General features: G+C 69.4%; 25 protein-coding genes. 13 read left to right on the forward strand and 12 right to left on the reverse strand.

Annotation, left to right across the window (positions count from 1 at the left end):
• Nucleotides 1-91: 91 nt before the first annotated feature.
• Both DL990_RS21915 and DL990_RS21920 read right to left on the reverse strand, forming a co-directional pair.
• The gene (locus tag DL990_RS21915; protein WP_125799772.1) at nt 92-1,402 is read right to left on the reverse strand and encodes a lipase family protein; all 1,311 of its coding nucleotides are present in this window, start codon (nt 1,400-1,402) and stop codon (nt 92-94) included.
• Nucleotides 1,403-1,491: 89 nt separating this feature from the next.
• On the reverse strand, nt 1,492-2,676 hold the full coding sequence (locus DL990_RS21920; protein ID WP_125799773.1) for an MFS transporter: 1,185 nt from the start codon (nt 2,674-2,676) through the stop codon (nt 1,492-1,494).
• Between the two features lie 54 nt (nt 2,677-2,730).
• On the opposite strand from DL990_RS21920, the gene DL990_RS21925 reads away from it, so the two are divergent.
• Nucleotides 2,731-3,492: a helix-turn-helix transcriptional regulator gene (locus DL990_RS21925; RefSeq protein ID WP_125799774.1), complete on the forward strand. Its 762-nt coding sequence runs from the start codon at nt 2,731-2,733 to the stop codon at nt 3,490-3,492.
• 209 nt (nt 3,493-3,701) lie between these two features.
• Here the strand turns inward: DL990_RS21925 and DL990_RS21930 are convergent, their stop codons facing one another.
• Complete coding sequence (locus DL990_RS21930) at nt 3,702-4,856, reverse strand: thioester domain-containing protein (RefSeq protein ID WP_125789498.1); 1,155 nt, start codon at nt 4,854-4,856, stop codon at nt 3,702-3,704.
• 326 nt (nt 4,857-5,182) lie between these two features.
• Here DL990_RS21930 and DL990_RS21935 point away from each other — a divergent pair, with 326 nt between their 5' ends.
• Both DL990_RS21935 and DL990_RS21940 read left to right on the forward strand, forming a co-directional pair.
• Nucleotides 5,183-6,367, forward strand: coding sequence for a sorbosone dehydrogenase family protein (locus DL990_RS21935; RefSeq protein WP_125799775.1), 1,185 nt, complete (start codon nt 5,183-5,185; stop codon nt 6,365-6,367).
• 121 nt (nt 6,368-6,488) lie between these two features.
• The gene (locus DL990_RS21940) at nt 6,489-7,766 is read left to right on the forward strand and encodes an SON protein (protein ID WP_233599267.1); all 1,278 of its coding nucleotides are present in this window, start codon (nt 6,489-6,491) and stop codon (nt 7,764-7,766) included.
• Nucleotides 7,767-7,851: 85 nt separating this feature from the next.
• Here DL990_RS21940 and argG read toward each other — a convergent pair whose 3' ends face one another.
• Nucleotides 7,852-9,300, reverse strand: a complete 1,449-nt coding sequence (gene argG / locus DL990_RS21945) for an argininosuccinate synthase (RefSeq protein WP_125789495.1) — start codon at nt 9,298-9,300, stop codon at nt 7,852-7,854.
• 399 nt (nt 9,301-9,699) lie between these two features.
• Between argG and DL990_RS21950 the strand changes: the two genes are divergently transcribed.
• Together DL990_RS21950 and DL990_RS21955 are read left to right on the forward strand one after the other, a co-directional pair.
• Complete coding sequence (locus DL990_RS21950) at nt 9,700-11,262, forward strand: molybdopterin-dependent oxidoreductase (RefSeq protein ID WP_199746529.1); 1,563 nt, start codon at nt 9,700-9,702, stop codon at nt 11,260-11,262.
• Nucleotides 11,263-11,350: 88 nt separating this feature from the next.
• Nucleotides 11,351-12,028, forward strand: a complete 678-nt coding sequence (locus tag DL990_RS21955) for a fasciclin domain-containing protein (protein WP_125789494.1) — start codon at nt 11,351-11,353, stop codon at nt 12,026-12,028.
• A gap of 61 nt (nt 12,029-12,089) precedes the next feature.
• On the opposite strand, the gene DL990_RS21960 is transcribed toward DL990_RS21955, so the two are convergent.
• From DL990_RS21960 to DL990_RS21995, 7 genes are all read right to left on the reverse strand, one after another.
• Entirely contained in the window at nt 12,090-12,395 is a 306-nt protein-coding gene (locus DL990_RS21960) for a hypothetical protein (protein ID WP_125789493.1), read from the reverse strand.
• Complete coding sequence (locus tag DL990_RS21965) at nt 12,392-12,787, reverse strand: Asp23/Gls24 family envelope stress response protein (RefSeq protein WP_125789492.1); 396 nt, start codon at nt 12,785-12,787, stop codon at nt 12,392-12,394. Before DL990_RS21965 ends, DL990_RS21960 begins: the two co-directional genes overlap by 4 nt.
• Complete coding sequence (locus DL990_RS21970; protein WP_125789491.1) at nt 12,777-13,343, reverse strand: anti-sigma factor; 567 nt, start codon at nt 13,341-13,343, stop codon at nt 12,777-12,779. Before DL990_RS21970 ends, DL990_RS21965 begins: the two co-directional genes overlap by 11 nt.
• Nucleotides 13,334-13,915 carry an RNA polymerase sigma factor gene (locus DL990_RS21975; RefSeq protein WP_125789490.1) on the reverse strand — a complete coding sequence of 194 codons (582 nt, stop codon included), beginning with the start codon at nt 13,913-13,915 and terminating at the stop codon, nt 13,334-13,336. Before DL990_RS21975 ends, DL990_RS21970 begins: the two co-directional genes overlap by 10 nt.
• 144 nt (nt 13,916-14,059) lie before the next feature.
• Nucleotides 14,060-14,251 (reverse strand): hypothetical protein, encoded by a 192-nt coding sequence (locus DL990_RS41495; protein WP_199746530.1) that lies wholly within the window; start codon nt 14,249-14,251, stop codon nt 14,060-14,062.
• 102 nt (nt 14,252-14,353) lie between these two features.
• Nucleotides 14,354-15,544: an FAD-dependent monooxygenase gene (locus DL990_RS21990; RefSeq protein WP_125799776.1), complete on the reverse strand. Its 1,191-nt coding sequence runs from the start codon at nt 15,542-15,544 to the stop codon at nt 14,354-14,356.
• A gap of 58 nt (nt 15,545-15,602) precedes the next feature.
• A complete protein-coding gene (locus DL990_RS21995; RefSeq protein WP_125799777.1) occupies nt 15,603-16,748 on the reverse strand; it encodes a CaiB/BaiF CoA-transferase family protein in 1,146 nt (381 codons plus the stop codon).
• Between the two features lie 401 nt (nt 16,749-17,149).
• On the opposite strand from DL990_RS21995, the gene DL990_RS22000 reads away from it, so the two are divergent.
• Entirely contained in the window at nt 17,150-17,968 is an 819-nt protein-coding gene (locus DL990_RS22000) for an NAD(P)H-binding protein (protein ID WP_125799778.1), read from the forward strand.
• Here DL990_RS22000 and DL990_RS22005 read toward each other — a convergent pair whose 3' ends face one another.
• The gene (locus tag DL990_RS22005; RefSeq protein ID WP_125789486.1) at nt 17,969-18,904 is read right to left on the reverse strand and encodes a hypothetical protein; all 936 of its coding nucleotides are present in this window, start codon (nt 18,902-18,904) and stop codon (nt 17,969-17,971) included.
• 199 nt (nt 18,905-19,103) lie between these two features.
• On the opposite strand from DL990_RS22005, the gene DL990_RS22010 reads away from it, so the two are divergent.
• The 7 genes from DL990_RS22010 (at nt 19,104) to DL990_RS22040 (ending at nt 24,640) form a co-directional block, all read left to right on the forward strand.
• Nucleotides 19,104-20,252 carry a N(5)-(carboxyethyl)ornithine synthase gene (locus tag DL990_RS22010; protein ID WP_125789485.1) on the forward strand — a complete coding sequence of 383 codons (1,149 nt, stop codon included), beginning with the start codon at nt 19,104-19,106 and terminating at the stop codon, nt 20,250-20,252.
• A 72-nt stretch (nt 20,253-20,324) separates the two neighbouring features.
• Nucleotides 20,325-20,600 (forward strand): hypothetical protein, encoded by a 276-nt coding sequence (locus DL990_RS22015; protein ID WP_125789484.1) that lies wholly within the window; start codon nt 20,325-20,327, stop codon nt 20,598-20,600.
• A 9-nt stretch (nt 20,601-20,609) separates the two neighbouring features.
• Nucleotides 20,610-22,001 (forward strand): cell wall metabolism sensor histidine kinase WalK, encoded by a 1,392-nt coding sequence (locus DL990_RS22020; RefSeq protein ID WP_125799779.1) that lies wholly within the window; start codon nt 20,610-20,612, stop codon nt 21,999-22,001.
• On the forward strand, nt 21,998-22,660 hold the full coding sequence (locus DL990_RS22025) for a response regulator transcription factor (protein ID WP_125789482.1): 663 nt from the start codon (nt 21,998-22,000) through the stop codon (nt 22,658-22,660). The genes DL990_RS22020 and DL990_RS22025 overlap by 4 nt, the downstream gene beginning before the upstream one ends.
• A gap of 60 nt (nt 22,661-22,720) precedes the next feature.
• The gene (locus tag DL990_RS22030) at nt 22,721-23,305 is read left to right on the forward strand and encodes a DUF4956 domain-containing protein (protein WP_125799780.1); all 585 of its coding nucleotides are present in this window, start codon (nt 22,721-22,723) and stop codon (nt 23,303-23,305) included.
• The gene (locus tag DL990_RS22035) at nt 23,302-24,066 is read left to right on the forward strand and encodes a polyphosphate polymerase domain-containing protein (RefSeq protein ID WP_125789481.1); all 765 of its coding nucleotides are present in this window, start codon (nt 23,302-23,304) and stop codon (nt 24,064-24,066) included. Before DL990_RS22030 ends, DL990_RS22035 begins: the two co-directional genes overlap by 4 nt.
• Before the next feature lie 55 nt (nt 24,067-24,121).
• Nucleotides 24,122-24,640 carry a hypothetical protein gene (locus DL990_RS22040; RefSeq protein ID WP_125799781.1) on the forward strand — a complete coding sequence of 173 codons (519 nt, stop codon included), beginning with the start codon at nt 24,122-24,124 and terminating at the stop codon, nt 24,638-24,640.
• The last annotated feature ends 17 nt before the right edge of the window (nt 24,641-24,657 follow it).

Consider the following 24,657-nt stretch of genomic DNA (forward strand, 5'->3'; position numbering starts at 1 on the left):
GTACCGGTCCCGGTGGTGTGGACCAGTGGTCCGTGAAGGCCTCCTTGAGGGAACCAGAGTCCCTCAAGGAGGCCTTCACGGACTTCCGCGGTCAGCCGACCGGCACCTCCGGAGCGAGGGAGTTGCCGGGTGCGATCTTCCCGCAGGTGGACGGCGCGGGCTTGCCCGCGAACCGGTCGTTGAGCCAGCCGATGGCCTGCGGCGCCCAGGCGACGGCCGCCCCGACGTGGCTCAAGGTGTTGTACTGGTCGTACTTGATCGACTTGTTGCCGGTGTCGCAGTACTGGCGTGCGAGCGACCGCACGTCACCGGCGACCATCACCCCGTCGCCGGTCCCGATCCCCGGCGGGTTGCCGAAAGTGCCTTCCACGACGCCGTTGTTGCCCTGCGCGATGTAGCCGGGCACGGTGGGCGTCGGCGCGGAGCCGAGGTTGATCTTGTTCACGGCCTCGATGTACGGCAGCACCTTGTTCGGGTTGACGTACTCGGGTTTGACGAACTTCTCCCAGGTCAGCCCGGGATAGCGGCCGAGCGCGTCGGCGATCGACGCCTTTTCCATGTCCTTGAGCACCTGAAGGCCGTAGGAATTCGCGTACGGCTTGAGATCGATATCGAAGGATCGCGAGACGCCGATGAGTGCCATCGGAATGACGCCGGTCCACGCGATGCTTCCGTTGACGTACTTGAGGTTGTGCGACGGTTTGACGAGCACGCCGCCTTCGGTGAAACCGACGAGATTCTTGTTGACGTCGGGGGCGTAATCCGGCGCGAGAGCGGCGGCCCAGCCGGTCGCGATGGCGCCACCCGAATAACCGATGAGGCCGAACCGGGTCTTGTCGTTCATTCCCGTTTCCGGTGCCCGCGTCGCCGCACGGACCGAATCCAGGGTGTTCGTCCCGTATTCCGGCCCGGCGGCGAAGTTCGCCTTCTGGCCTTCGGTGTCGGGAATGACGACGTTGTAGCCGAGCAGCAACGCCGGTGCGATGAAGAGCGACTCCGCGTTGGCGATCAGGCCGCCGAACGAGACATCACCCGCGATCGCCCTCGACGGGCCGTGCTCGGGATTGAGTGAATCGTAGAACGATTGGTACGAAACGGCTTTCGTGCTGTCGCCGGTGAGGCTGCGCAGCACCGAAGTGACGTTGGCGGACGGCTTTCCCTGCGCGTCGGTGGTCCGGTAGAGCAGTTGGGTCACCTTGAGCGGCGTGGAAATACCGAGGACGTGGTAATTGAGCGTCCGCGTCTTCAGGACTGTTCCGGGACTGTACGAGGACAGCGGTTCGCTGCCGTCGTAGCTGTAGAACGGATCGGTCGCGGTGGCGGCGGAGGCGGCGGGCGCGGCGGCGAAAGTGACGATGAGGGCGATCGCGACGGCCAGCAGACGAGCGGGCTTTCGGGTCATGACTCCCCTTTGAATCATGAAGTGGATCTCGTTCAGGATGCTCGGAACCTACCAGCCGGTAACTGATGGTGTACAGGCTCGTACATCATTTATCGACGCGTTCTTGGCATTTCTTCTTCCGCGGCCGTTCCGGTTTGGACGGAGCACGGCTCCGACAGGGTGCGCGTTGTGATCCAGCACAAAAGCGGTAGCGCGATCAGGGGCAGCAGTGCCGTTCGGAGGGAGGTGTGGTCCGCGACGGTGCCGATGACGGGGCTCGCGAGACCGCCGATGCTGACCGTCAGGCCGAGAGTGACGCCGCTGGCGGTGCCGACGCGACCGGGGAGGTAGTCCTGGGCGAGCGTGATCTGCAGGGAGAACGGGATGTACAGGCACACCGCGGCCAGCAGGACGAACGGGAAGAACGCCGGGCCCGGCACGAGCACGACGCCCGCGACCGCGCCGATGGTGGCCAGATATGACCGGCGCACCACGGTGACGCGGTCCCGGCGTCCGGCCAGCCTGCTGCCCAAGAGCGTGCCCGCGGCGCCGCCGAGGTAGAGCAGGAACAGCGCGGCACTGCCGGTCGTCGTGCCCCCGCCGACCCGTTGCTGGGCGTAGAGCGAGACGAACGTGCTCAATCCGACGAACACGATCGAACGGAAGACCACCGCCACCGACAACCTCGTGAACGACCTCCAGTCGTCGACGCCTACGGTGTCCGCCGACGAGCCGCCGAAGCGGGCGGTTCCGGCGAGCGCGCGCAGGACGGGCAGGCAGAGCACGGCGCCCGCCAGCGCGGGCACGACCAGCAGCGGCGACATCCGGAGTCCGCCGAGTGACATGACCGCGGCGACGAGTACGGGCGCGGCGGCGAACCCGATGTTCCCGCCGAGGGAGAACCAGCCCATGGCCGTATGCCCGCCGCCGCCGGCGATTCTCGCGACCCGCGCCGCCTCGGGGTGGTAGGCGGCCACGCCGATTCCCGACACCGCGACGAAAGCGAGCGTCAGCGCGTACGAGCCGAACAACCCGCCGAGTCCGATGCCGAGCCCGCCGAGGAGGGTGGCCGACGGCAATAGCCACGGCATCGCCCATCGGTCGGTCAGCGCGCCGAACACCGGCTGCGCCACCGACGACAGCAGCGACGCGGCGAGCACGATGCCCGACACCGCCGCGTATCCGTAGGCGCGCTCGGCGGCGAAGAACGGCACCAGCGCGGCGACCGAACCCTGATACACGTCCACGCACGCGTGCCCGGCCGAGAGCAGGACGATCGCTTTGTTCTTCGGCACCCCGCCATGGTCGTCGCGGCCACGGCTGTCGCGCTTCCGATAAAATGACAGATGATGACGGAAATCCGCCACCTGCCCGCGGCGCCGACCCAGGTCCGGTCACTGGCCTCCGGCACGACGATCGACGCGCACCGGCACGACGATCACCAAGTCGTCTACGCCGCCCGTGGCGTACTGGCCATCACCACCGACAGGGGGTCCTGGGTCGCGCCCGCCACCATGGCCATCTGGGTGCCCGCCGGGACCGTGCACGCCCATCAGGCGCACGGCGACCTCGAGCTCCGGCTGGTCGGCCTGCCCGCCACGGTGAACCCGTTGGGGCTGGCCGAACCGAGCGTGCTCGCCGTCGGCCCGCTGCTGCGCGAACTGATCCGCGCGTACACCGACCCGCCGCACGACGACACCCCGGAACGCCGCCGGCTGTGCGCGGTCCTGCTCGATCGGCTTCGCGTTTCGCCGCAGCAACCCCTGCACTTGCCGACGCCGGACGATCCCCGGCTGCGTGCCCTGTGCGAGATCCTCAGCGCCGATCCGGCCGACAACCGGACGCTGGCCGCCCTCGGCACCCGCGTCGGGGCGAGCGACCGCACCCTGGCCCGGCTCTTCAAAGCCGACCTCGGCATGACGTTCCCGCAATGGCGCACACAGCTGCGGCTCTACCGCGCTTTGGTCCTCTTGGCCGAGAACGCCCCGGTGACCGCGGTGGCGCACGCCTGCGGGTGGTCGTCGACCAGTGCGTTCATCGACGTCTTCCGCCGCGCCTTCGGGCACACGCCTGGCACGCACTACGCGGCGCGCCGGTCCGGCGGGTCGTGAGTGGCGATCCGGGTCCTATCGAGGGGTAGCGCGAAGGTGTCGCGGGTGGCGCGGATTCGCTCGCGGCCGTGGGGCTCCCGACGTTGCGAAAGCCACTTTCGCAACCTTCAACGTTGCGAAAGTGGCTTTCGCAACCTGCCACGTTCCGGCCAGCCCAACGAAAAGCGGGGCCGGTCCACAGTGGACCGGCCCCGCTCTTCGTTCGGTTCTTACGCTTCGCTACGGCGACGGCGCACCAGCAGCACCATCAGCACACCCGCGCCGAGGAGCGCGCCGCCGATCACCAGCGGCATGGTCGCGGAAGCACCGGTGTTGGCCAGGTCGTCGCCGCCACCCGACTCGGCGCCACCGGGGGTGGTGGGAGCCGGGGTTTCGGTGACGGGCGCGCCACCCTGCTTCCAGCTCGCGGTCGCGTTCGCGACGACCGAGGTCTTCTCGGACTCCGCCACGATCAGGGACTGGGCGGGCACCTTGGCGTAGTTCTCGCCCACGAACAGGCGACCGGTGTCGAGGTGGCCGCTGACCTTCAGCGTGAAGGAGCCGTTGCCGTCCTTGGCGTCCTTGGGGACGTCGACGTAGACCTTGGTGCCGTCCTTGATGGCGGCCGCCTTGATCTCCTTGCCGTCGGCGTCGGTGACCTTGACGCCTTCGGGCAGCTTGCTGGTCAGCTCGGTGATGTCACCGGTGGTGGCCACGCTGAACGGGCCGATCCTGGAGCCGGTCGCGCCGGAGGCCTTGGCCGGGCCGATGTCGAGGGTCGGCTTCGGCTGCTGGCCGATGCCGACGTTGTCCTTGCCGACGAGGTAGTCGTAGACGGCCAGCACGTCGGCGGACTCTTCGGCGCCCTCGTGGGGCAGCGGCTTCTTGCGGTCGAGGTTCTTGCCGTCACTGAAGTGCCAGACGGCGGCCTGCGTCGCGGTGACGGCCTCCTCGACGGACAGGCCGCCGTTCAGCTTGACGTCCTTGCCGAGCGCGCCCTCGATCTTCTTCACGGCGACCGCCGGGTAGCCGTGGTGCAGCACCCAGTTGATCTTCGCGTTGTTCTTGTTGAACGGCGAAGCGGCGTCCGGGTACTTGTTCCAGGGGCGTTCGATCATGTCCTGATCGGTGCGCATGCCGACCTCGACCTGCACGCAGTACATCTTGAGCTTGCTGCCGTCGGAGAGCTTCAGCCCGAACAGCTTCGTGACGTAATTCTGCCCGCCCTCGAAGTTGACGCTGAAACCGTCGGTGCCGCTGCCTTCGACGACCCGGCCGCGAGCCGCGCCGTCGTCCGCGAGGGCGGCCGGAGCCGCCATCGTCAGCGCGACGGCCGCGGTGGCCACCGCGATCCCGCCGCGAACCAGAACTGACCTGCCGTGCATGTGTCTCCCATCCGAATACGGACCACGAATGCCAGTGCCGAATGCGACCACAGGCCCCGACCGCAACGGCTCGCCCGGATGGGGGATGACTAATCCCATCGAGCGAGAGCGGAGCATACAGAGGTCATACATGTGGCTACTCAGGGGTATGGCTCATGTCCGAATTGCCCCGAAAGAAGAGTGAACGGCGAGAAAACGATCTTGGGCGAGTAGGCAACGGGGTCCGGACGGAAAGAAACCGACGAAAAGCTCGCGGATGGAGGTACCGTCGCTGCTCCGGCCGCGCTTGAATTGGACCAGACCATTCAACGGCGATTGGAGTCCACATGACGCGACGGCACCTCCGCCGGGGGTTGTCCCTGGTGGCCGGGCTCGCCATGGCCGGAGCGCTGCTCCCGGCCGCGAGCAGCGCGGAAACCGTGGAAGCGCGGGGTGTTCCGCTCGGCGAGCTGACCGCCACGGCGACCAAGGTCGCGTCCGGGCTGGTGAACCCGACCGCGATCACGGCGCTCGACGACGGGAGCGGCCGGATCCTCATCGTGGAGAAGAGAGGCGTCGTCCGGGCCTACCATCCCAGGACCGGGCTCGCCGCCAAGCCGGTTCTGGACATCAGCGACAAGGTGAACGGCGCGGACGTCGAACGCGGGTTGCTCGGGCTCGCGATCGCCAAGGACAGGCGCGCGTACGTCGCCTACACCCGCAAGTCCGACAGTGCGGTGACGCTGGCGCGGGTCCGGCTGGACACCGGGGAGCTCACCGAACTGCTGACCCAGCCGCACGCCGAATTCCCCAACCACAACGGTGGCCAGCTGGCCTTCGGCCCGGACGGGTACCTGTACTGGGGGATCGGTGACGGCGGCGGAGGCGGCGATCCGCTGGCCAGCGGGCAGCGGCTGGACACGCTGCTCGGCAAGATCCTGCGCGTCGACGTCGACCGCGCTTGCCGTCCGCTGCGCTACTGCGTCCCGCCGGGCAACCCGTTCGTGGGTGTCGCGGGCGCGCGGCCGGAGATCTGGGCGTACGGGCTCCGCAATCCTTGGCGGTTCTCCTTCGATCGGGCCGATGGCTCGCTGTGGATCGGCGACGTCGGCCAGGGCCGGTTCGAGGAGGTCGACCATCTCGCGAAGGGCAAGGGCGGCGCGAACTTCGGCTGGTCCTGCAAGGAAGGTCCGGTCGTCTTCGACGAGACGCGCTGCGAGGACGGCGTGACCTACACCGACCCGGTCTTCCACTACGTCTCCGGCACTGAGGGCTGCGCGGTGATCGGCGGGCACGTCTACCGCGGCAGGAAGTACGCCTCGCTGGCGGGCGGGACCTACCTCGCCACCGACTTCTGCCAGGGAACGGCCTGGGCCGTCCGCAAGAAGGCCGACGGCACCTACGAAAGCGCCCGGATCGGCGAGTTCCCGCTCGACGCCACCACGTTCGGCACCGACCTGAACGGCGAGCTGTACCTTGCCGACGAAACGCCCGGCGGGCTGCACCGGATCTCGTTCGCCCGCAAGGGCTGACACCCGCTTCCCGGCCGCGTCCGCCCGGCGCGGCCGGGATCCGTCCCCACGCGTTTCATCAAGTTTTCATCATCGCTCCATAGCGTCATGCCGTCCGGTGAATTCAGTGATGGAGGGCGACGTGGAGCAAACATTCCCACCCGGAGGCGCGCAGTGGCCGCCGCCGCAGGGCTGGGTCCCGCAACCGGCACCGGCGCCGCCTGCCCGGAAACCCCGGTGGCTGCTGTTCGGCGGTATCGCCGGGCTGGTGCTGGTGCTCCTCGCCGGTCTGACGACCTGGCTGCTGTGGCCGTCGAAAGCCGGCCGTGAACCCTTCGAGCAGGCGTTGGCAGGCCTTTCCTCGGCGCCGGCCGTCCGCAACAGCACGTCCGCGGTCGGCGGGATGATCGAGACGGACGTGAAGACCACCGCGTACGGCGAGACGTCCGGCACGATGTCCTTCCAGGGCAAGAAGATCGAGCTCCTGGTCGTCGGCGGCAAGGTCTTCTTCAAGGCGCCCGACGGCCTGCTGCCCGGCTTGGGCGCGGACTCGGCGGGCACCGAAGACCTCAAGGACCGGTGGATCACCGGCGAGGAAGCGTTGTTCGGCCCGGTCCTGCAACAGTTCGAGTCCCCGGAGAAGCTCGCCGCCCGCCTGCGCGAGGCGCTGGAGCGGGCGGAGGACATCCCCGGCGACCAGAACGAGACCGTCCGGGACGTCCCGGCGCTCAAGGCGAGCACGCCCGCCGGGGACCTGTACGTCTCGAAGGAGGCGCCGCACCGGCTCCTCCGCTATTCCGTGAAGATGCCGTCGATGCCCAAGGTCCCGACGATGCCCGACGCGGGGTCGCTGCCGCAGATGCCGCCCGGGGCGGGCCTCGGTGACTCCGATGTGGACGCTTTGTCGCCGTCGGAAACCGTCGAAGTCTACGAAAAGCTGATGGTGAACACCCAGAAGCTGTCCGACGCCGTCGACACCGGTGTGCGGTTCGACATGGACGGCGCGGCCACGGTGGCGTGTAGCGGTTCGGGCTGCACGGTGACCGCCAACGTGTCCAACTCCGCCTCGGCGAACAGCGGCGGGAAGGTCACCGGTCAGGTCAACGCCACGATGACCGCGAACGTGACCATCGGCGGCCGCTCGGCGGGCAGCTGCCGGGAAACGGCGACCCTGCCGCTGAACGGCTCGGGCTCGATCAGCTGTGTCAACGGCGGGGCCGGCAGTGTCTTCAGCGCCGTCGAAGCGGAGAAGAAGGCGGAGGCCGAAGCGCAGTCTCGGGCCTCGGGCGGGGTGCCGGTCCAGTACCGGATCGAGAGCATCGCGGCGGTTTCCGTCCTGGCCGAAGCGATCGGCCAGGTCGAGATCAAGCGGTTGATCGGCGAACTGGGGCACCGGCGGTCCGCGCTCAGCGGCAAGTGAACCGGCCACCGGCCGAACGAGAACAGCGCCGGGCGAACGGCTTCGATGCCGCGCGCCCGGCGCTTTCGCGTCCCGGATATTCGGGTCAGTCCGTGCCGGATTCGATCGCGGCGTGGTCGAGCAGTTCGTCCTCGGCCGAGGCCTTGCCGCGTGAGGCGATCGCCTGCGCGCCGCCCGCGTCCATCGCCCCGATCAGCCCGGTCGACGCGGCCTGCGCGGCGCCGATCAGCGTCGGATGCCCGCCGCCGACCATGCCGAGCCCGGCGTACTGCTCGAGCTTGGCACGCGAGTCCGCGATGTCGAGGTTCCGCATGGTGAGCTGGCCGATCCGGTCCACCGGGCCGAACGCCGAGTCCTCGGTGCGCTCCATCGACAGTTTGTCCGGGTGGTAGCTGAAGAACGGGCCGGTGGTGTCGAGGATCGAGTAGTCCTCGCCGCGCCGCAGTCGCAGGGTGACCTCGCCGGTGACGGCCGCGCCGACCCACCGCTGCAGCGACTCGCGCAGCATCATCGCCTGCGGGTCCAGCCAGCGGCCTTCGTACATCAGCCTGCCGAGGCGGCGGCCTTCGTTGTGGTAGCTGGCGAGGGTGTCCTCGTTGTGGATCGCGTTGACGAGCCGCTCGTACGCGGCGTGCAGCAGCGCCATCCCCGGCGCCTCGTAGATGCCGCGGCTCTTGGCCTCGATGATCCGGTTCTCGATCTGGTCGGACATGCCGAGCCCGTGCCGCCCGCCGATCGCGTTGGCCTCCAGGACCAGGTCGACCGCGGTGGCGAACTCCTTGCCGTTGATCGTCACCGGACGGCCCTGCTCGAAGCCGATCGTGACGTCCTCGGGCGCGATCTCGACCTCGGCGTCCCAGAACCGGACGCCCATGATCGGGTTGACGATCTCGATGCCGGTGTCGAGGTGTTCGAGCGACTTGGCCTCGTGCGTCGCGCCCCAGATGTTCGCGTCCGTGGAGTAGGCCTTCTCGGTGCTGTCCCGGTAGGGCAGGCCGTGGGCCTGCAGCCACTCGGACATCTCCTTGCGGCCGCCGAGCTCGCTGACGAACGCGGCGTCCAGCCACGGCTTGTAGATCCGCAGGGACGGGTTCGCGAGCAGGCCGTAACGGTAGAACCGCTCGATGTCGTTGCCCTTGAAGGTGGAGCCGTCGCCCCAGATCTGGACGTCGTCCTCGAGCATCGCGCGCACCAGCAGCGTGCCGGTGACCGCGCGGCCGAGCGGGGTCGTGTTGAAGTAGGTGCGACCGCCGTTGCGGATGTGGAAGGCGCCGCAGGCCAGCGCCGCGAGCCCTTCCTCGACCAGCGCGGCCTTGCAGTCGACAGCGCGTGCGATCTCGGCGCCGTAGGCCTTCGCCCGGCCGGGGACCGACGCGATGTCGGGTTCGTCGTACTGGCCGATGTCAGCGGTATAGGTGCACGGCACAGCACCCTTCTCGCGCATCCACGCGACCGCTACCGAGGTGTCGAGGCCGCCGGAGAAGGCGATCCCGACGCGTTCGCCGACAGGCAGAGAGGTGAGTACCTTGGACATGATGGAAGTATATGCATAGGTGTGTATGACCATGCAAGCCGGGGTGAGCAGGGCGACTCGGGCGGGTGGCGGGCCGGGGGGACGACTCGCCGCGTGGGCCGGCCGTGCGCGTGTCGTCCATCCAGTCACGCGTGTCGTCCGTTGGCTCACGCGTGTCGTCCAGCTGGTCACGGCACGGCCGGCCTTGTGTTGGGGTCGTGAGTGGCGATTCGGGTTAGAACCCGAATCGCCACTCACGACCACCCCGGCCGACGCGACGCTCACGGACGTGTCCGTTTCGTGACCCGTCCGCGAAGCCCTCCGCCACGAATACTTGGTGACACCCTCTGCGAAAAGCGTCGATTTCCCTTGTCGCAAAAGGAAACCAGTCCGTAGCCCCGACGGCTGCGAATACCTGGCATGAAGACTTCGCGGGCCGATCGGGAACCACGCCTCCCCTTCTTCGGAGCGGCGCTGATCGGTGTCGTGGCCCTCGCCGCGGCGCTGGCGGCCGGTCATCTGGTGGCCGGGTTCATCAGCGCCAACGCTTCGCCGTACCTGGCGGTCGGCAACGGGGCGATCGATCTGACCCCGATCGAGCTGAAGGATTTCGCGGTCCGCACGTTCGGTGTCTACGACAAGCTCGTGCTGCTCGGCGGGATGGCCGTGGTGATGGTGCTCGCCGCGGCCGTGGCGGGGGTCGCCTCGCGGCGGTCGCCCGTTCCGGGGGTCGTGCTGATCGCCGCCTTCGGTCTGCTGGGCGGGTTCGCCGTGTCGCAGCGTCCCGACCTCGATTCGGTCGCCCTGCTCGCGCCGCTGGCCAGCCTGATCGCCGGAGTCGGCGTCTTCTTCTGGCTGCATCGCCTCGCCATCGCGAGGTCTCGAACCGTCGAGGAGGTCTCCGGCGCCGCTCCGTCGCGCCGGTCGGTTCTGCTGGCCGGGGCGGGTGCCGTCGTGGCCGCGGGGGCGGCGGGGGCCGGAGGGCAGCTTCTCGCCGGCACGCGAGACGCGGAGTCCTCCCGCGCGGCGATCGGGCGGCTCGTTCCCGCCGAGCCGGCGCCGCCGATCCCGGCCGACGCGGATTTCGCCAAACTGGGCACGCCGACGTTCCTCACCTCGAACCGCGACTTCTACCGCGTCGACACCGCCCTCTCGGTGCCGCAGGTCCGGGCCGAGGACTGGAGCCTCCGCCTGCACGGCATGGTGCGCAACGAAAAGCGGTACAGCTACGACGACATCCGCAACCGGCCGCTGATCGAGCGCACGATCACCATGACCTGCGTGTCCAACGAGGTCGGCGGCACCTACGTGTCCACGGCGAACTTCATCGGCGTGGACCTCGGGGAGCTGTTGCGGGAGGCCGAAGTCCTGCCCGGTGCCGAGCAGATCTTCTCCACCAGCGTCGACGGCTGGACGGCGGGCAGTCCGGTCGTCGCCGCGCTCGATCCGGAGCGGGGCGCGATGCTGGCGATCGGGATGAACGGGGAACCGCTTCCGGTCGAACACGGTTTTCCCGCTCGAATGGTCATCCCCGGCCTCTATGGCTACGTTTCGGCGACGAAATGGGTCAAGGATCTGGAGATCACCACCTGGAAAGCGCGCCGTGCGTATTGGCTCGACCGCGGCTGGGGCGAACAGGCCCCGATCAAAACGCAGTCCAGGATCGACAGTCCGAAAGGATTCGAAACGGTACCCGCGGGCAAGGTCCGGATCTCGGGCGTCGCGTGGGCGCAGCGCACCGGTGTCGAGCGGGTCGAAGTCCGGCTCGGCTCTGGCGGGAACTGGCAGCCCGCAATGCTTTCCCGCGAGGTCGGCCTCAACACCTGGCGGATGTGGTGGACCGAATTCGACGTCCCGGCCGGCAGCCATCAGGTCACCGTGCGCGCGGTCGACAAATCCGGCTACACCCAGACCGACGCCCGCGCCGGAACCGTTCCGGACGGTGCGACGGGCTGGCATGTCATCAGTTTCACCGCACGGTGATCGGGGTCACTCGAAAGAGTGGCAATCCGATTCCGTGGTGGTTCCGAATACCCGGTAAGAGTCCGAAAAACAAATGGAGTGATTTTCCGTGAACAAGCTTCGCGTCGCAGGAATCGGTTTCACCGCGGTCGCCGCGCTGGCCCTGTCCGCCTGCAGCAGCAATGACAGCGCTTCGTCCGGCAGCTCCAGCAGTGCCCCCGCGCCCGCCCCGTCCTCGTCGATGTCGGCCCCGATGTCCAGTGCCGCCTCGGGTGACGGTGTGACCACCAACGCCGACGTGTTCGGCCCGGCGTGTTCGCAGTTGCCGCAGGGCAGCGCGCCGGGTTCGCTGGACTCGATGGGCCCGCAGCCCGTCGCCAGCGCCGCGTCGACCAACCCGCTGCTGACCAAGCTGGTCGCCGCGGTCAAGGCCACCAACCTGGTCGACACCCTCAACAGCCAGCAGGCCATCACCGTCTTCGCCCCGGCGGACCCGGCCTTCGCCGCACTCGGTGACGCCAAGTTCGCCGAACTGGCGGGCAAGCCGGACCAGCTCGCCCCGATCCTGCAGTACCACGTCGTCGGGAAGCGTTACGACGCCAAGGGCCTGGAGTCCGCCAAGTCGTTGGAGAGCCTGAACACCGCGGGTGGCCCGGTCAAGATCGAGGGCTCCGGCGAGAACATGACCGTCAACGGCGCGAAGGTGCTGTGCGGCAACATCCCCACCAAGAACGCGACCGTCTTCGTCATCGACAAGGTCCTGACCCCGGGCACCAACAAGAACTAGGTCCCCGCCCTTTGATCGCGGTGGCCACGCCCTCGGGCGCGGCCACCGCGATCTTCGTATGTCAGGGAACGAGCGCGGCGGCATCCACGTCGGTCACCACGAGACGCAGACTCGCGTTCTCCCAAGGGGTTCCGGTCAGCACCGCGCGCAACGCGGCCCCGGCGGCCTCCGTGAGCGGCGGGATCGGCACCTCCAGCGCGACGACGCGGATCTCGACGACGTTCTCGGTGATGTCGACGGCCATCACGTCGAGATCCCACGGCACCGCCGAGGCGGCGGCCGTGGTGGACGGCGTCGCCGCGCGCAGCCCCGGTACATCGCGGAGCGTGCTCAGCAGCGAAGCGGTCAGTTCGGAACGTGCGGTCACAACAGTCCTCCACGGATTTCGATGTCCAAAATGGACACCGAGACGGCCGACGGGGTGAGCCCGGTCGCCTCGGTGACCGCCCGGCTGACGGCACGCTGCACCGCTTGCGCGGTCGCGGCGGCCTGGTCCAGCCCGGAGAGCGAAAGGTCGATCTCCACCCGCACGTCGTCCTGGTCGACGACCGCGCGGACTCCTTCGGTCGGCGCCGGTTCGAGGCCCTTGATCCGCTGCCGCGCGATCCGGGTCAGCGAGCCGGCCAGCCCGCGTAAACCGGGTTCCAGGCGTACCACGCCGGGGACCTTCGCCGCGGCGTGCGCGGCGACCGCCGCGATCACCGGCGGGGAGATCACCGTTTCGGTCAGCTGTCTGGCAGGGGCCTGTTCAGGCGTCATAGATGTCCTCCACCACCAGATCGAGCCGGGCCAGGCGAAGGCCGACCCTGGCTCCCGCCGCCGCCGTGACCCGCTCACGGACCACGTCCAGCGAGTCACCGTCGAAATCATGGGCGATCGCCAAGCTCAGTTCCACGTTCACGGCCGTCATGTCGGTGATGTCCGGCGCGGGCAGGACCCGGCAGCGTCGCGCGCGGACGCCGTCCACGGAATCCGCGGCGAACCGCAGTACCGCCGCGACCGCCTGATCGCTCACCTGCACCTCGCCCGGTTCCGCGCTGTCCAGCGGCACCAGATCGCGACGCCGGACCTCGGCGCGGACCGCGGACATGATGCGGCTGGTGAGATCCGGCGACGGCTCGGTGTCGTCGTCGGCCAGCTCCCTGGTCAGCCCGCGCAGCACCCGGAGGCTCTCGTGGGTCGCCCGGCAGTGCGGGCACTCGAGTTCGTGCGCGTCCGCGTGGCCGGCGTCGACCTCGTCGAGCCGTTCCCAAACCAGTTCGACGTCCCGGCCGCACGGGAGCAAGTAGTCCTGAGTCGCGTGGTTCATCGCCATGGAGCCATCACCTCCGCCAACTCCGCTCGTGCTCGTGCGATGCGTCCGCGCACCGCGGTGGTGGTCGCCCCGATCGCCTTCGCGATCTCCTCGTAGGAGCGGCCGTGGACCTCCCGCAGCAGCCAGCAGGCCCGTTGCTCGGCGGTCAGCCGGTCCAGTGCCCCGGTCAGCGCCGCCAGCTGCGCGCTCGTCTCGGCCGCACGCTCCGGCCGCCCCGCCGAACCGGTGGATTCCTGCTGGTCCAGCTCGACGTCGGCCACCGGCTTCCTGGCGCGGATCACGTTCAGGCACCGGTTGGTCGTCGTCCGGTAGAGCCAGCCGACGAACGCCGCGTCCTCCTGCAGCTGGTCGAGCCGCCGCCAGGCGACGAGGAACACCTCCTGGACGACGTCCTCGGCGTCCCCTTTGTTCCCCAGCATCCGTAGCGCCAGCCGGTACATCGGCCCCTGGAACCGCAGGACGAGCTGCTCGTACGCGCGGATCTCGCCGTCGCGGGCGCGTGCCACCAGCGTGGCGTCGTCCAGCACCGTTTCGCCGGCCGCGGGCGCGTGACTTCTCGCCGACGTCGTCATCGAGCGCACCTGTGCAGCGCCGTCATGCCGAAGCTCCCTTCACATCACCAACGTCCGGTGACAACCCTTTAGACACGGCTTCCCCGGAAACGTCACGCGGGAAACCCAGCCGACCACGGCACGGGGGATCGCGCACGCCGAAAGTCAGGTGATCGCCCGCCGTCGGAACGCCAAGAGGCTCGCGGGGGTGAACACGGCCAGCGCGACGGCAGGCCCGAGCGCGCCGAGCGAGGCGGGCAGGTGGGCGACCTGCGGGGTCAGCGCCTCGACGAGCACGACCGGCGGGCTCAGCGGATCGCGATCACCGGCGAGGGCCGCGAGGCCTTGCGCGCGCATGTGCGGGACGGCAACCGCCGGCTGGCGTGGGCCTCCTGCTCCAGGTCGCCGAGCACGGGGCCGGAGACGAGCGCGGCCAGGGTGCCGCGCCGGCTCTGTGAATCACCGCTGTGAATCAACACCACGGGCGAGCGCCGGGTACTCCTCGAGGGTGATGTCGGTGGCGAACTTGTCGGTCACCCACAGCATCCAGCGCAGCATGAACGCCCGCCGGAACAGCTGGTCGCGCAGCTTGATCCGCAGCTTCGTCGGCGGCGCGAGGAACGGGCCGGCGTTGGCGCCGCGGGCCACCTTGGCGTAGCCGCGGAACTTCTCGTCGTACCGCCGGAAGGCCACCTCGTGGTCGCCGTTCGCCGCGGCGAGTTCGCCCGCGATGACGTACGCGGCCACGATGGCGAGCCCGGTGCCGAAGCCGGCCAAGGTGTTGCCGTACGCGGCGTCGCCGAGGAGAGCGACGCGGCCGGTGGAGTAGCCGTCCATCGTGACCCGGCTGATCGAGTCAAGGTAGACGTCGTCCGAGCGGTTCACCGCCTCCATCAGTTCGGGCAGCCGCCAGCCGCCGTCGGCGAACGCGGCGGTCAGGATCTCCTTCTGCTGGCCGGTGTCGTAGCGGTCGTAGGCGATTTCGGGGGAGGCGAACACGAAGAACGCGGCCGCCTTGGGTCCGCCGGTGGCGGCGAGCCTGCCGGGCTCGTTGTACATGACCGAGGTGCCGCCGGGCCCGCGGAAGTCGTCGCTCTCCCCGGTCTCGACCAGGGCGTAGTAGTGGCCGAGATGTTCGACGTAGTCGGTTTCCGGGCCGAACGCCAGCCGTCGCACGGTGGAGTGGATGCCGTCCGCGCCGAAGACGAGGTCGAACCGCCTCGGCGCACCGCGCTCGAAGGTGACGTCGACGCCGTCGGCCGTTTCGGTCAGCGAGGCGATGGAATCGCCGAAGACGTACTCGCAGTCCTGAGCGGTCCGTTCGTAGAGGATCGCGGCCAGATCGCCGCGCCGGATCTCGACGTCGCCGCCGGTGAATTCGCCGGGCATGACGGCCAGCGGCCGCTCCGTGGCGTCGATGATGGTCTGGTCGTGCCCGCCGGTCTGGCGCCGGTACACCTCGTCGAGGATCCCCATCCGGTCCAGCACGGTGCGGTGGGTCGCGCCCTTGAAGTCGACCGCCTGGCCGCCGGTGCGGAGTTCCGCCGTCCGTTCGACGACGGTGACCGCGTAGCCCTGGCGGGAGAGCCAGAAGGCGAGGGCGGGACCGGCGATGCTCGCGCCGGAGATGAGGACTGTCCTGTTGGTCATGGCAGGAGCTTCGCGGCCGGCGTTGACGAAGCGCTGACAGTCCGCTGACGGCCCTTCGTCAGCTCCAGCCGGGCAAGGGAAGGGTGAGCTGTCCGGGATCGTCCGGCGGCGCGGTCTCGTACCGCGGCGGCGTCGCCGACAGGCCGATCGGGTTGCGGGTCAGCCGCACGGAAGTGCCGTCGGGCCGGGGGAGATCGACCGTCGGGTTCAGGCCGAGCCGTTCCGCGAGGGCGAACGCGCCCGCGACGTCGTTGACCTCCCCGGCGGGCACCCCGGCCGCGCTCAACTCGGCCGCCCACTCTGCCGCCGGGCGCCTGCCCAGATGGTCTTCGAGCAGCGCGCGGAGTTCGGCCCGGTGCTCGACCCGCGCCGGATTGGTGGCGAACCGGACGTCGCCCGCGACCTCCGGCAGGTCGATGACCTCGCACAACGCCGCGAACTGCCGGTCGTTGCCGACGGCGAGCGCGAGTTCGTGATCGGCGCAGGGGAGAAGCTCGTAGGGGGCGATGCTGGGGTGTCGGTTGCCCATCCGCGCCGGGACCGTCCCGCCGGAGGTGTACGCGCTGCCCTGGTTCACCAGCGCGGCGAGCAGACTGGACAGCAGGTCGATCTCGACACGCTGCCCCTGCCCGGTGCGGTCGCGGTGGCGCAAGGCGGCGAGGATGCCGACGCTCGCGAACAGCCCGGCCAAGACGTCGACGAGCGCGACGCCGACCTTCTGCGGCTCGCCCGCCGGGTCGCCGGTGATGCTCATCAGCCCGCCGACCGCCTGGATGAGCAGGTCGTAGCCGGGCAGCGCGGCGCCGCCGCCGGAACCGAAACCGGTGACGGAGCAGAAGACGAGGCCGGGATTCGCCGCCAGCAGGACCTCCGGGCCGAGACCGAGCCGGTCCATCACACCGGGCCGGAAGTTCTCGACCACGACGTCGGCCTCCAGCGCCAGCGCGCGGGCATGGGCGCGGTCTTCCTGGTCGCCGAGGTCCAGCGCCACACTCGTCTTGTTCCGGTTGACCGACTGGAAGTACGTCGCCTGACCGGTCGCGTCGTAGGGCGGCCCCCAGCTGCGGGTGTCGTCGCCGGTGCCCGGCCGCTCCACCTTGATCACCGTCGCGCCGAGATCGGCCAGCAGCATGGTGGCGAACGGGCCGGCGAGCACCCGCGAGAAGTCGAGGACGCGCAGCGGGCCGAGTGCGGTTTCGGGCATGGGTCCGAGACTAAGTGGTCGCCATCGGAAGTCCTCCGGAGGTCCCGGCGGGTGTCGGCCACGCCCCAGTGTCCACAAAGGACGCGCCTTGGCCGCTGAATGTCCCCTTGATGCCTGTATATGCGGTTTCGTGCGTGGCAAAGGCGGTTCTGTTGAGGGGTAAGGCAAAGGTGTCGCGGGTGGCGGGGATTCGCTCGCGGCCGTGTGGCGCATCGACCATGGGTTCAGCGAAGGCCTCCTCGGAAAACCGTGCAAATCGGGCTAATCGGGCACAGTTCTTCTTCGCGAGCTGTGATCACGCTCACGAAAGGCCGGGTTTCCCATTACTTTCCTCTAGGTACCTACTATCCCCGGGACGGTAGCTTCGGCCGCGTCAACGAAACGCGAACCGAGGAGCGACCATGATCGTGGTGACCGGAGCGACCGGGAATGTAGGGCGGCTGCTGGTGGAAACCCTTGCCGCCGCAGGAGAAGAAGTGACGGCGGTGTCGCGCCGGATCTCGCCGTCGGACGTGCCCGACGGCGTGCGGACCGTGCGGGCCGACCTCGCCCGGGCCGACGGGCTCAAGGAGGTCTTCGACGGCGCGGGCCGGGTTTTCCTTTTGACGTCGGGAGAATTCCTGGCGGCGGGCGGTGACGTCGCCGAGGTCGTCGCGGCGGCCGGCGGAGCCCGGATCGTGCTCCTGTCCTCCCAGGGTGTCGGGACCGGGCGGCACGCGGCCGCGTACGAGGAAGCGGTCAAGGCGTCGAGTCCGGAGTGGACAGTGCTGCGGCCGGGAGGCTTCGCGTCGAACGCTTTCCAATGGGCGCCGGCCATTCGGTCCGATCGGGTCGTCGCGGCGCCGTTCGGAGACGTCGCGCTGCCCGTCATCGACCCCGCCGACATCGCCGACGTCGCGGCGGCCGTGCTGCGGGAATCCGGCCACCACGGCCGGTCCTACGTGCTGACCGGACCCGAGCCGATCTCGCCGCGGCGGCAGGCGGCGGACCTCGGCGCCGCGCTGGGCGAGCCGCTGCGCTTCGCCGAATTGAGCGAAGACGAGGCCCGTGCGGCGATGTCGGTGTTCATGCCGCCGGTGGTCGTGGAGGCCACGCTCGCGATCCTCGGCAGGCCGACGGAGGAAGAGCAGCGGGTCAGCCCCGACGTCGAGAAGGTGCTCGGACGACCGGGGCGGACCTTCGCCGACTGGGCGGCGCGGAACGCGGCGGCGTTCAAGTGACTACTTGAGCACCAGCGACCGCGCCATCTGCTTGAAAGCGGGAAGCTGGTCGCCGTCCTTGGCCGGGTCGAAGTCGCCGCCGACGAGGATGTACCCGGTTTCGGTGAATGTCATGACGGCGTACGCGGTCTTGCCCTTGCTGTCGTGGCCGACGATCTCGAAACCGGGCATCCCCGCGATCGTCACCTCGGTCACCGTGTCGGCGGACGGCTTCGCCGGCAGCTTCCCGAACCTGTCGACCGCGTAGGCGCGCTTGTCCTCGGGCAGCCGCGGCTCGCCCATCGACGGTGCGGCGACGAGTTTGGGGCCGCCTTGCGCGCCACGGGTGAAGCTGAGGCTCGAGGTGGATTCCTTCCGCTGGTAGCCCTCCGCCGGGGTCAAATCGAAACCGATGTCGCCCGGCGCGGCCTCGGTGCTCCAGCGGGCGCCGGTGATGGTCTTCTTGACGTCGTCGACGGTCAGCGGGTCGCCCGGTTCGAGGGTGCCGGTGATGATCACCAGCACGTCCTCGGCGGCGAGGATCGCGTTGACCTTGGCGAAGGTGCCCACCGATGCCCGCTGGACGCCGCTGGTCAGGAAGGCCGGGAACCCGGCGATCGTGGTCTCGACCGGCTTTTCCAGGTCGAGCCCCTTCTGCCGGGCCTGTTCGCTGGTGAAGCCCGCCGCTATCTCGGCCATCGCTTCGCGGGCCGGTTTGCCGTTCGCGGGCTGCTCCACGACCACGATGGAGGTCCGGGAGTTCGACCGGCCGATACCGGGCAGGCTCGGCTCCACCCGCATGCCGTCCGGAACCGGCAGCGAGATCCGGGTGCGCGGGATGGCCTGCTCGGTCCCGGTGGCGGCCGGTGTCGTCGCCGGACTCGACGCCGCGGTGCTCGGCACGGCGACCTGGCCGGTTTTCTGCGTACTCCCGCAGCCGGCGACGAACAAGATCAAGGCAGCACACAACACGGACCGAAGACGCACGGATTCCCCCTTGGATTCAAGGGAACTTTACGCCATGAGGTGCAGGGGGAACGGTCCCTCTCCCCTCGCGGCGAGCAGGGACGGCGGTTCGGCGGCGAGATGCTCTCGGACACCCTGAGTCCACGCCGGGCCTTGCGTTTAGACTGGAGGTCTATTTAAGGGGCCCCAAGTGGACCAACTCACTCTCGGCGTCATTTCCCACTCGCGAAAAGAAAACGAGCGGCGGCTTCCGATCCACCCTCGACATCTCGAGCGGATCGACCCCGGTCTCCGTACGTCAATTTTTCTCGAAAACGGCTACGGCGAACGCTTCGGCATTCCGGACGAGGACCTCGCGCCCCTGGTCGGGGGCCTGCGTTCCCGTGAACAACTGATCGCTGACAGCGACGTCATTCTCCTCGCCAAACCGCTCGCGGAAGACCTGGCCGAACTGCGGCCGGGACAGACCCTTTGGGGCTGGCCGCACTGCGTTCAGGACGACAAGCTCACCCAGCTGGCCATCGACCGGAAACTGACGCTCATCGCCTTCGAAGCGATGAACCACTGGCGTAGTGACGGTTCTTTCGGCCTGCACGTCTTCCACAAGAACAACGAATTGGCCGGCTATTGCTCGGTGCTGCACGCGCTGCAGCTGACCGGCTCGACCGGCGACTACGGCCGCCGTCTCCGCGCCGTCGTGATCGGCTTCGGCGCCACGGCGCGTGGTTCGGTGACGGCGTTGAACGCACACGGAATCCACGACGTGCACGTGCTCACCCACCGTGGCGTCACCGCGGTCGGATCGCCGATCCATTCGGCGAACATCGTGCATCTCGACCACGACCTGAAGGGTCCGGCCGACCTCCGCCGCAGCCACGCGATCACCGAGGACGGCCGCGTGCCGCTGGCGGAGTTCCTCGCCGGGCACGACATCGTCGTCAACTGTGTGCTGCAGGACCCGAAGGCGCCGTTGACGTTCCTCGTCGAGGAAGACCTCGCCGAGTTCCGGCGCGGTAGCCTCGTCATCGACGTTTCCTGCGACGAGGCGATGGGTTTCGGCTGGGCCAAGCCGACGACGTTCATGGAGCCGACCTTCGAGGTCGGCGGCCTCACCTACTACGCCGTCGACCACAGCCCGTCCTACCTCTGGGATTCGGCGACCTGGGAGATCAGCGGCGCCCTGCTGCCGCATCTGAAGCAGGTGCTGGCCGGCCCGTCCGCGTGGGCCGCCGATCCGATCCTCGACCGGGCGATCGAGATCAGCGAGGGCACGATCCGCAATCCCGACATCCTGTCCTTCCAGCACCGCTCGCCGGAGTATCCGCACGCGCACGAGTGAGGCGCGGGCTCGATGAGAAAGTTCTCATCGAGTCCTCATCGGTGACTCACCGGCCCAGGGCAGCCTGGTGTCATGCGAGTCCGAATCATCGTCCTGGCCGGGGTCGCCGCCGTCGTGGTGGCGGCCACCGGCACGTTCGCCGTCATCGCGGCCACCGCGGCCTCGCCGCCCGACCTCGGCCCGGCGGTCGTCGCCCCCGCGGGGCGGGCCGTCACCGGGCCGGGGGAGTCGGGTGCCCCGCCCGCCGTCGTCCCGCCCCGGCTGGCCGGGCACGACGACGACCTCGATGATGACAGTGACCATGACCATGACGGTGACGACCATTTCGACTTCGACCTCGACGACTGAGCGGGGCCGATGAGCGCCCGCGCCCGGATCCTCGCGTGGGTCCTGCTGGTCGTGCTGCTGGCGCTCGCCGGGTCGCTGCTGGCGACCCGCACCGTCCTGCACAACCAGCTGGACCAGCGGCTCGACAACGAGATCGCGCACGAGACCGGCAAGCTCCGCGCCTTCCTGGCGTCGCCGGACGCCCGCCCGGCCGGGCAGCCCGCCACCGCCGAGGCGGTCCTCGGCCGTCATCTGGAACGGAATCTGCCCGAGAAGTACGAGACGTTCTTCTCGATCAGCGACGGTGTGGCGTCGAGGCGGAGCGCCATCGAGCCCCCGGTCCGGCTCGACACCGACCCGAAGTTCGTCGCCGAACTGTCCAGGGCCACGAGCCCGGCCTACGGCACGGTCACCACCGCTGTCGGGTCGGCGCGCTACGGCGTCGTCCCGGTGACCATCGAGGGCTCGCCGGGCCGCGGCGCGCTGGTGATCGTCGAGTTCGTCGACCACACGGCGAGCGAGATCAACGACGTCGCCGGCGTGATGGCCGCGATGTCGGGGGCCGCGCTGGTGCTGGCCGGGCTGATCGGCTGGCTGGTCGCCGGCCGCATCCTCGCGCCGGTGCGGGAGGTCCGGCTGGCCGCCGAACAGATCGGCGAGACCGACCTTTCCCGCCGTATCGAGGTCCGGGGCTCGGACGACGTCGCCGCGCTCGGCCGCACCTTCAACACGATGCTGGACAGGCTCGAAAGCGCCTTCGCCGGACAGCGCGACTTCATCGACGACGCCGGGCACGAACTGCGCACGCCGATCACGATCGTCCGTGGCCATCTCGAGCTGATGGGTGACGATCCCGGGGAGAACGCGGCCACCCGGCATCTGGTCCTCGACGAACTCGGGCGTATGCAACGGATCGTCGACGATCTGCTGATCCTCGCGAAATCCGGCAGCCCCGACTTCCTCGCGCCCGGCGACACCGACCTCGCCGACCTCACCGTCGAGACCCTCGCCAAATCCCGCCCGCTGGCCGACCGCGCCTGGCGGCTGGACGCGGTCGCCGAGATGACCGTCCGCGCGGACGGTCAGCGCCTCGCGCAGGCCTTGCTGCAACTGGTCTCCAACGCCGTCCGGCACACTTCGCCGGGCCAGGAGATCGCCCTCGGCTCGGAAGTGACCGCGACGACGGCGCGGCTCTGGGTCCGCGACACCGGCGAGGGCGTCCCGCCCGATTCGAGGAGCCGGATCTTCGAACGCTTCAAACGCGGCAGCAACTCGAGCGGAGACGACGGAGCCGGGCTCGGTCTGGCGATCGTCGCCGCGATCGCCGAGGCACACGGCGGCCGCGTCCTGCTCGACACCGCGCCCGGCGAAGGCGCGCGGTTCACCATCGAGATCCCCGTCGCGGAAGGTGTGGACCGGTGACCAGTGTGCTGGTGGTGGAGGACTCCGCCCGGATCGGCGCGTTCGTCGAGAAAGGGCTGCGGGCGCAGGGTTTCGCGACCCGCTGGGTCAAGACCGGCTCCGAAGGACTGACCGAGGCGTTGACCGGCGCGCACGATCTGGTCGTCCTCGACCTCGGGCTGCCGGACCTCGACGGTTCGGATCTGCTGCGGGCCCTGCGCGCGGCGGGCCGGACGGTGCCGGTGATCATCCTGACCGCGCGGGACAGCGTCGTCGACCGGGTCGCCGGGCTGTCCGGCGGCGCCGACGACTATCTGGCCAAACCCTTCGCGTTCGAGGAACTGCTGGCGCGGATCCGGTTGCGGCTACGGGGAAATCCCGAAGCCGAACCGGCGGTGCTGCGCGCCGGGAAGCTCTCGCTCGACCTGCGCACGCGGAAGGTTTCGGTCGCGGGGGAGGAGAAGGACCTCACCGCCCGCGAGTTCGCACTGCTGGAAACCTTGCTGCGCAACCGCGGCCAGGTGCTCTCCCGCGAACAGTTGCTCGGCGGGGTCTGGGGTTTCGACTTCGACCCCGGATCGAACGTGGTGGACGTCTACATCCGTTACCTGCGCGCGAAGATCGGCGCCGAGCGGATCGAAACCGTGCGGGGGATGGGTTACCGGCTCGGTGAGTCCTGATGAGACGGTTCTCATCATGCTCTCACGACGGTCTCTCCTTCCGGCGGCACAGTGGTTTCCATGACCACGACACTGCTTCATCTCGCCGTCGACCTCGTCGCCGCCGTGATCCTCGCCTACGGCATCTACGCCCGTCGTCACCACCGCGGTGACCTCGCCTGCGCGTATCTCGCGTTGAACGTCGGCGTCTGCGTTTCGGTCGCCGTGCTGCTTTCCGTGTCGACCGCGAGCGCGCTCGGGCTCGGCCTGTTCGGGGTGCTGTCGATCATCCGGCTGCGGTCCGATTCGATCAGCCAGCAGGAGGTCGCGTACTACTTCGTCGCGCTGGTCCTGGGTCTGGTGAACGGGCTGCCGTCCGCGGACTGGCGGATGGTCGCCGTCTTCAACGTCCTGCTGCTCGCCGTCATGTACGTCGCCGACCACCCGTCGCGCACCCGCGGTCCGCAGCGGCGGACGGTCGTGCTCGACACCGTGTATCCCGACGAACAGACGATGCTGATGGAACTGCGAGCCCGTCTCGGCGGAACGGTCGTGCGGCACAGTGTGTCCGAAGTGGACTATGTCCGCGAGGTCACCGTCGTCGACGTCCGCTTCCGGCCGGACGCCGCCGCGGTCGTCCACGGTGCCCCGGCGGGGCGGCGGTGAGCGGGCGCGGAACGGCCACCGTCGCCGCGGTGGCCAAGGGACTCCCTTCGCTGTCGCTCGCGGAAGTCGTCGCCACGAGCGGGCTGATGAGCCGGACGGACCGCAAGTACGTCTTGAAGCTCAACGACTTCCTGGCCGTCACCGAGGCACTGTCGCTGCGCTGTCTGGAGATCGACGGGCAACGCGTGTTCGGCTACTCGTCGACGTACTTCGACACCCCGGATCTCGCGATCTTCCGGGCGCACCGGCAGGACCGGCGGCGCCGGTTCAAGATCCGCACCCGGACCTACACCGACTCGGCCGACACCTACTGCGAGCTCAAGGTGAGTGGGCGGCGCGACGAAACGGTCAAGGTCCGCCGCCCGCATCCGGCCGAGGCGGCGCACGGCCTGACCGCGCCCGCGCTGACGTTCCTCGACGACGCCCTCACCGCCGCCTACGGCCGCCCCGCGCCCCGGCCGCTGACTCCCGCGCTGATCACCGACTACCGGCGCACCACCCTCGTCACCGCCGACGCGCGCGTCACCTGCGACACGTCACTCGTCTGGCGGTCCGGGTCGCGCAGCCTGGCCGCCGGCGGCGACCTGGTGCTGCTGGAGGTGAAGTCGGCCTCCGAACGCAACAGCGTCACCGAGGCGCTGGCGAAACTGCGGATCCGCGAGCAGTCCGTGAGCAAGTACTGCGCGGGCCTGGTGGCGCTGGGGCTGGCCACCGGCGGGAACCGGTGGCGGCCGGCACTGCGTCGGCTCGGCGTGGCGTAACGATCGCGACGCGGCGTCCGACCCCTGCTGTTGGGGGATCAGAGGGAGGACGAACATGAGGACCAGGGAGAAAGCCGCGCTCGCCGTCGCCGGGCTGGCTGTCGCCGCCGCCGGGGGCACCGTGCTCGCCGGTACGTCCGTCGCCGTCGGCCCGTCGCCGGCGCCGAGCGTGCAGGCCGCGGAGGCGTCGTGCGTGACCGATGGCGCCGGGATGTGCACCGTGCAGCACGCGCTGGGGACGGTGCCGGCGGCGGTGGTCGTCTCGGCGAACACGCCGGGACAGTTCAACGCGTACATGCTGAACACGGTGCAGGGTTCGTACACGGCGACGACGTTCCAGGTGCGGGCGATGTTCAACCAGACCACGCCGAAGGCGGGCGGGGCGATCTGGTTCAGCTTCGCGGCCTATGGCGGGGCACCGGTGACGACCACGCCGACACCGCCGACCACTCCGACGCCACCGAAGACAACCACGCCGAAGCCGACCACGACGCCGACTACGACACCCTTGCCGACCACGACGTCTGCTGAGACGAGTGGCGCGCCGGGCGGCGGCTCGGGCGTGGGCGGCTGACCGTCCAAACAGGACCT

The organism is Amycolatopsis sp. WAC 01416, from assembly GCF_003947485.1.
Classification (GTDB): Bacteria; Actinomycetota; Actinomycetes; order Mycobacteriales; family Pseudonocardiaceae; genus Amycolatopsis.

Excerpts from the sequence above, each read along its gene's own strand:
- DL990_RS21915 (WP_125799772.1), bottom strand. The coding sequence starts at position 1,402 with ATGACCCGAAAGCCCGCTCGTCTGCTGGCCGTCGCGATCGCCCTCATC.
- DL990_RS21975 (WP_125789490.1), bottom strand. The coding sequence starts at position 13,915 with ATGACGACGTCGGCGAGAAGTCACGCGCCCGCGGCCGGCGAAACGGTG.
- argG (WP_125789495.1), bottom strand. The coding sequence starts at position 9,300 with ATGTCCAAGGTACTCACCTCTCTGCCTGTCGGCGAACGCGTCGGGATC.
- DL990_RS21965 (WP_125789492.1), bottom strand. The coding sequence starts at position 12,787 with ATGACGCCTGAACAGGCCCCTGCCAGACAGCTGACCGAAACGGTGATC.
- DL990_RS22000 (WP_125799778.1), top strand. The coding sequence starts at position 17,150 with ATGATCGTGGTGACCGGAGCGACCGGGAATGTAGGGCGGCTGCTGGTG.
- DL990_RS21995 (WP_125799777.1), bottom strand. The coding sequence starts at position 16,748 with ATGCCCGAAACCGCACTCGGCCCGCTGCGCGTCCTCGACTTCTCGCGG.
- DL990_RS21950 (WP_199746529.1), top strand. The coding sequence starts at position 9,700 with ATGAAGACTTCGCGGGCCGATCGGGAACCACGCCTCCCCTTCTTCGGA.
- DL990_RS22020 (WP_125799779.1), top strand. The coding sequence starts at position 20,610 with ATGAGCGCCCGCGCCCGGATCCTCGCGTGGGTCCTGCTGGTCGTGCTG.
- DL990_RS22015 (WP_125789484.1), top strand. The coding sequence starts at position 20,325 with ATGCGAGTCCGAATCATCGTCCTGGCCGGGGTCGCCGCCGTCGTGGTG.
- DL990_RS21935 (WP_125799775.1), top strand. The coding sequence starts at position 5,183 with ATGACGCGACGGCACCTCCGCCGGGGGTTGTCCCTGGTGGCCGGGCTC.
- DL990_RS21970 (WP_125789491.1), bottom strand. The coding sequence starts at position 13,343 with ATGGCGATGAACCACGCGACTCAGGACTACTTGCTCCCGTGCGGCCGG.
- DL990_RS21925 (WP_125799774.1), top strand. The coding sequence starts at position 2,731 with ATGACGGAAATCCGCCACCTGCCCGCGGCGCCGACCCAGGTCCGGTCA.
- DL990_RS21930 (WP_125789498.1), bottom strand. The coding sequence starts at position 4,856 with ATGCACGGCAGGTCAGTTCTGGTTCGCGGCGGGATCGCGGTGGCCACC.
- DL990_RS21990 (WP_125799776.1), bottom strand. The coding sequence starts at position 15,544 with ATGACCAACAGGACAGTCCTCATCTCCGGCGCGAGCATCGCCGGTCCC.
- DL990_RS41495 (WP_199746530.1), bottom strand. The coding sequence starts at position 14,251 with ATGCGCGCGCAAGGCCTCGCGGCCCTCGCCGGTGATCGCGATCCGCTG.
- DL990_RS22030 (WP_125799780.1), top strand. The coding sequence starts at position 22,721 with ATGACCACGACACTGCTTCATCTCGCCGTCGACCTCGTCGCCGCCGTG.
- DL990_RS22040 (WP_125799781.1), top strand. The coding sequence starts at position 24,122 with ATGAGGACCAGGGAGAAAGCCGCGCTCGCCGTCGCCGGGCTGGCTGTC.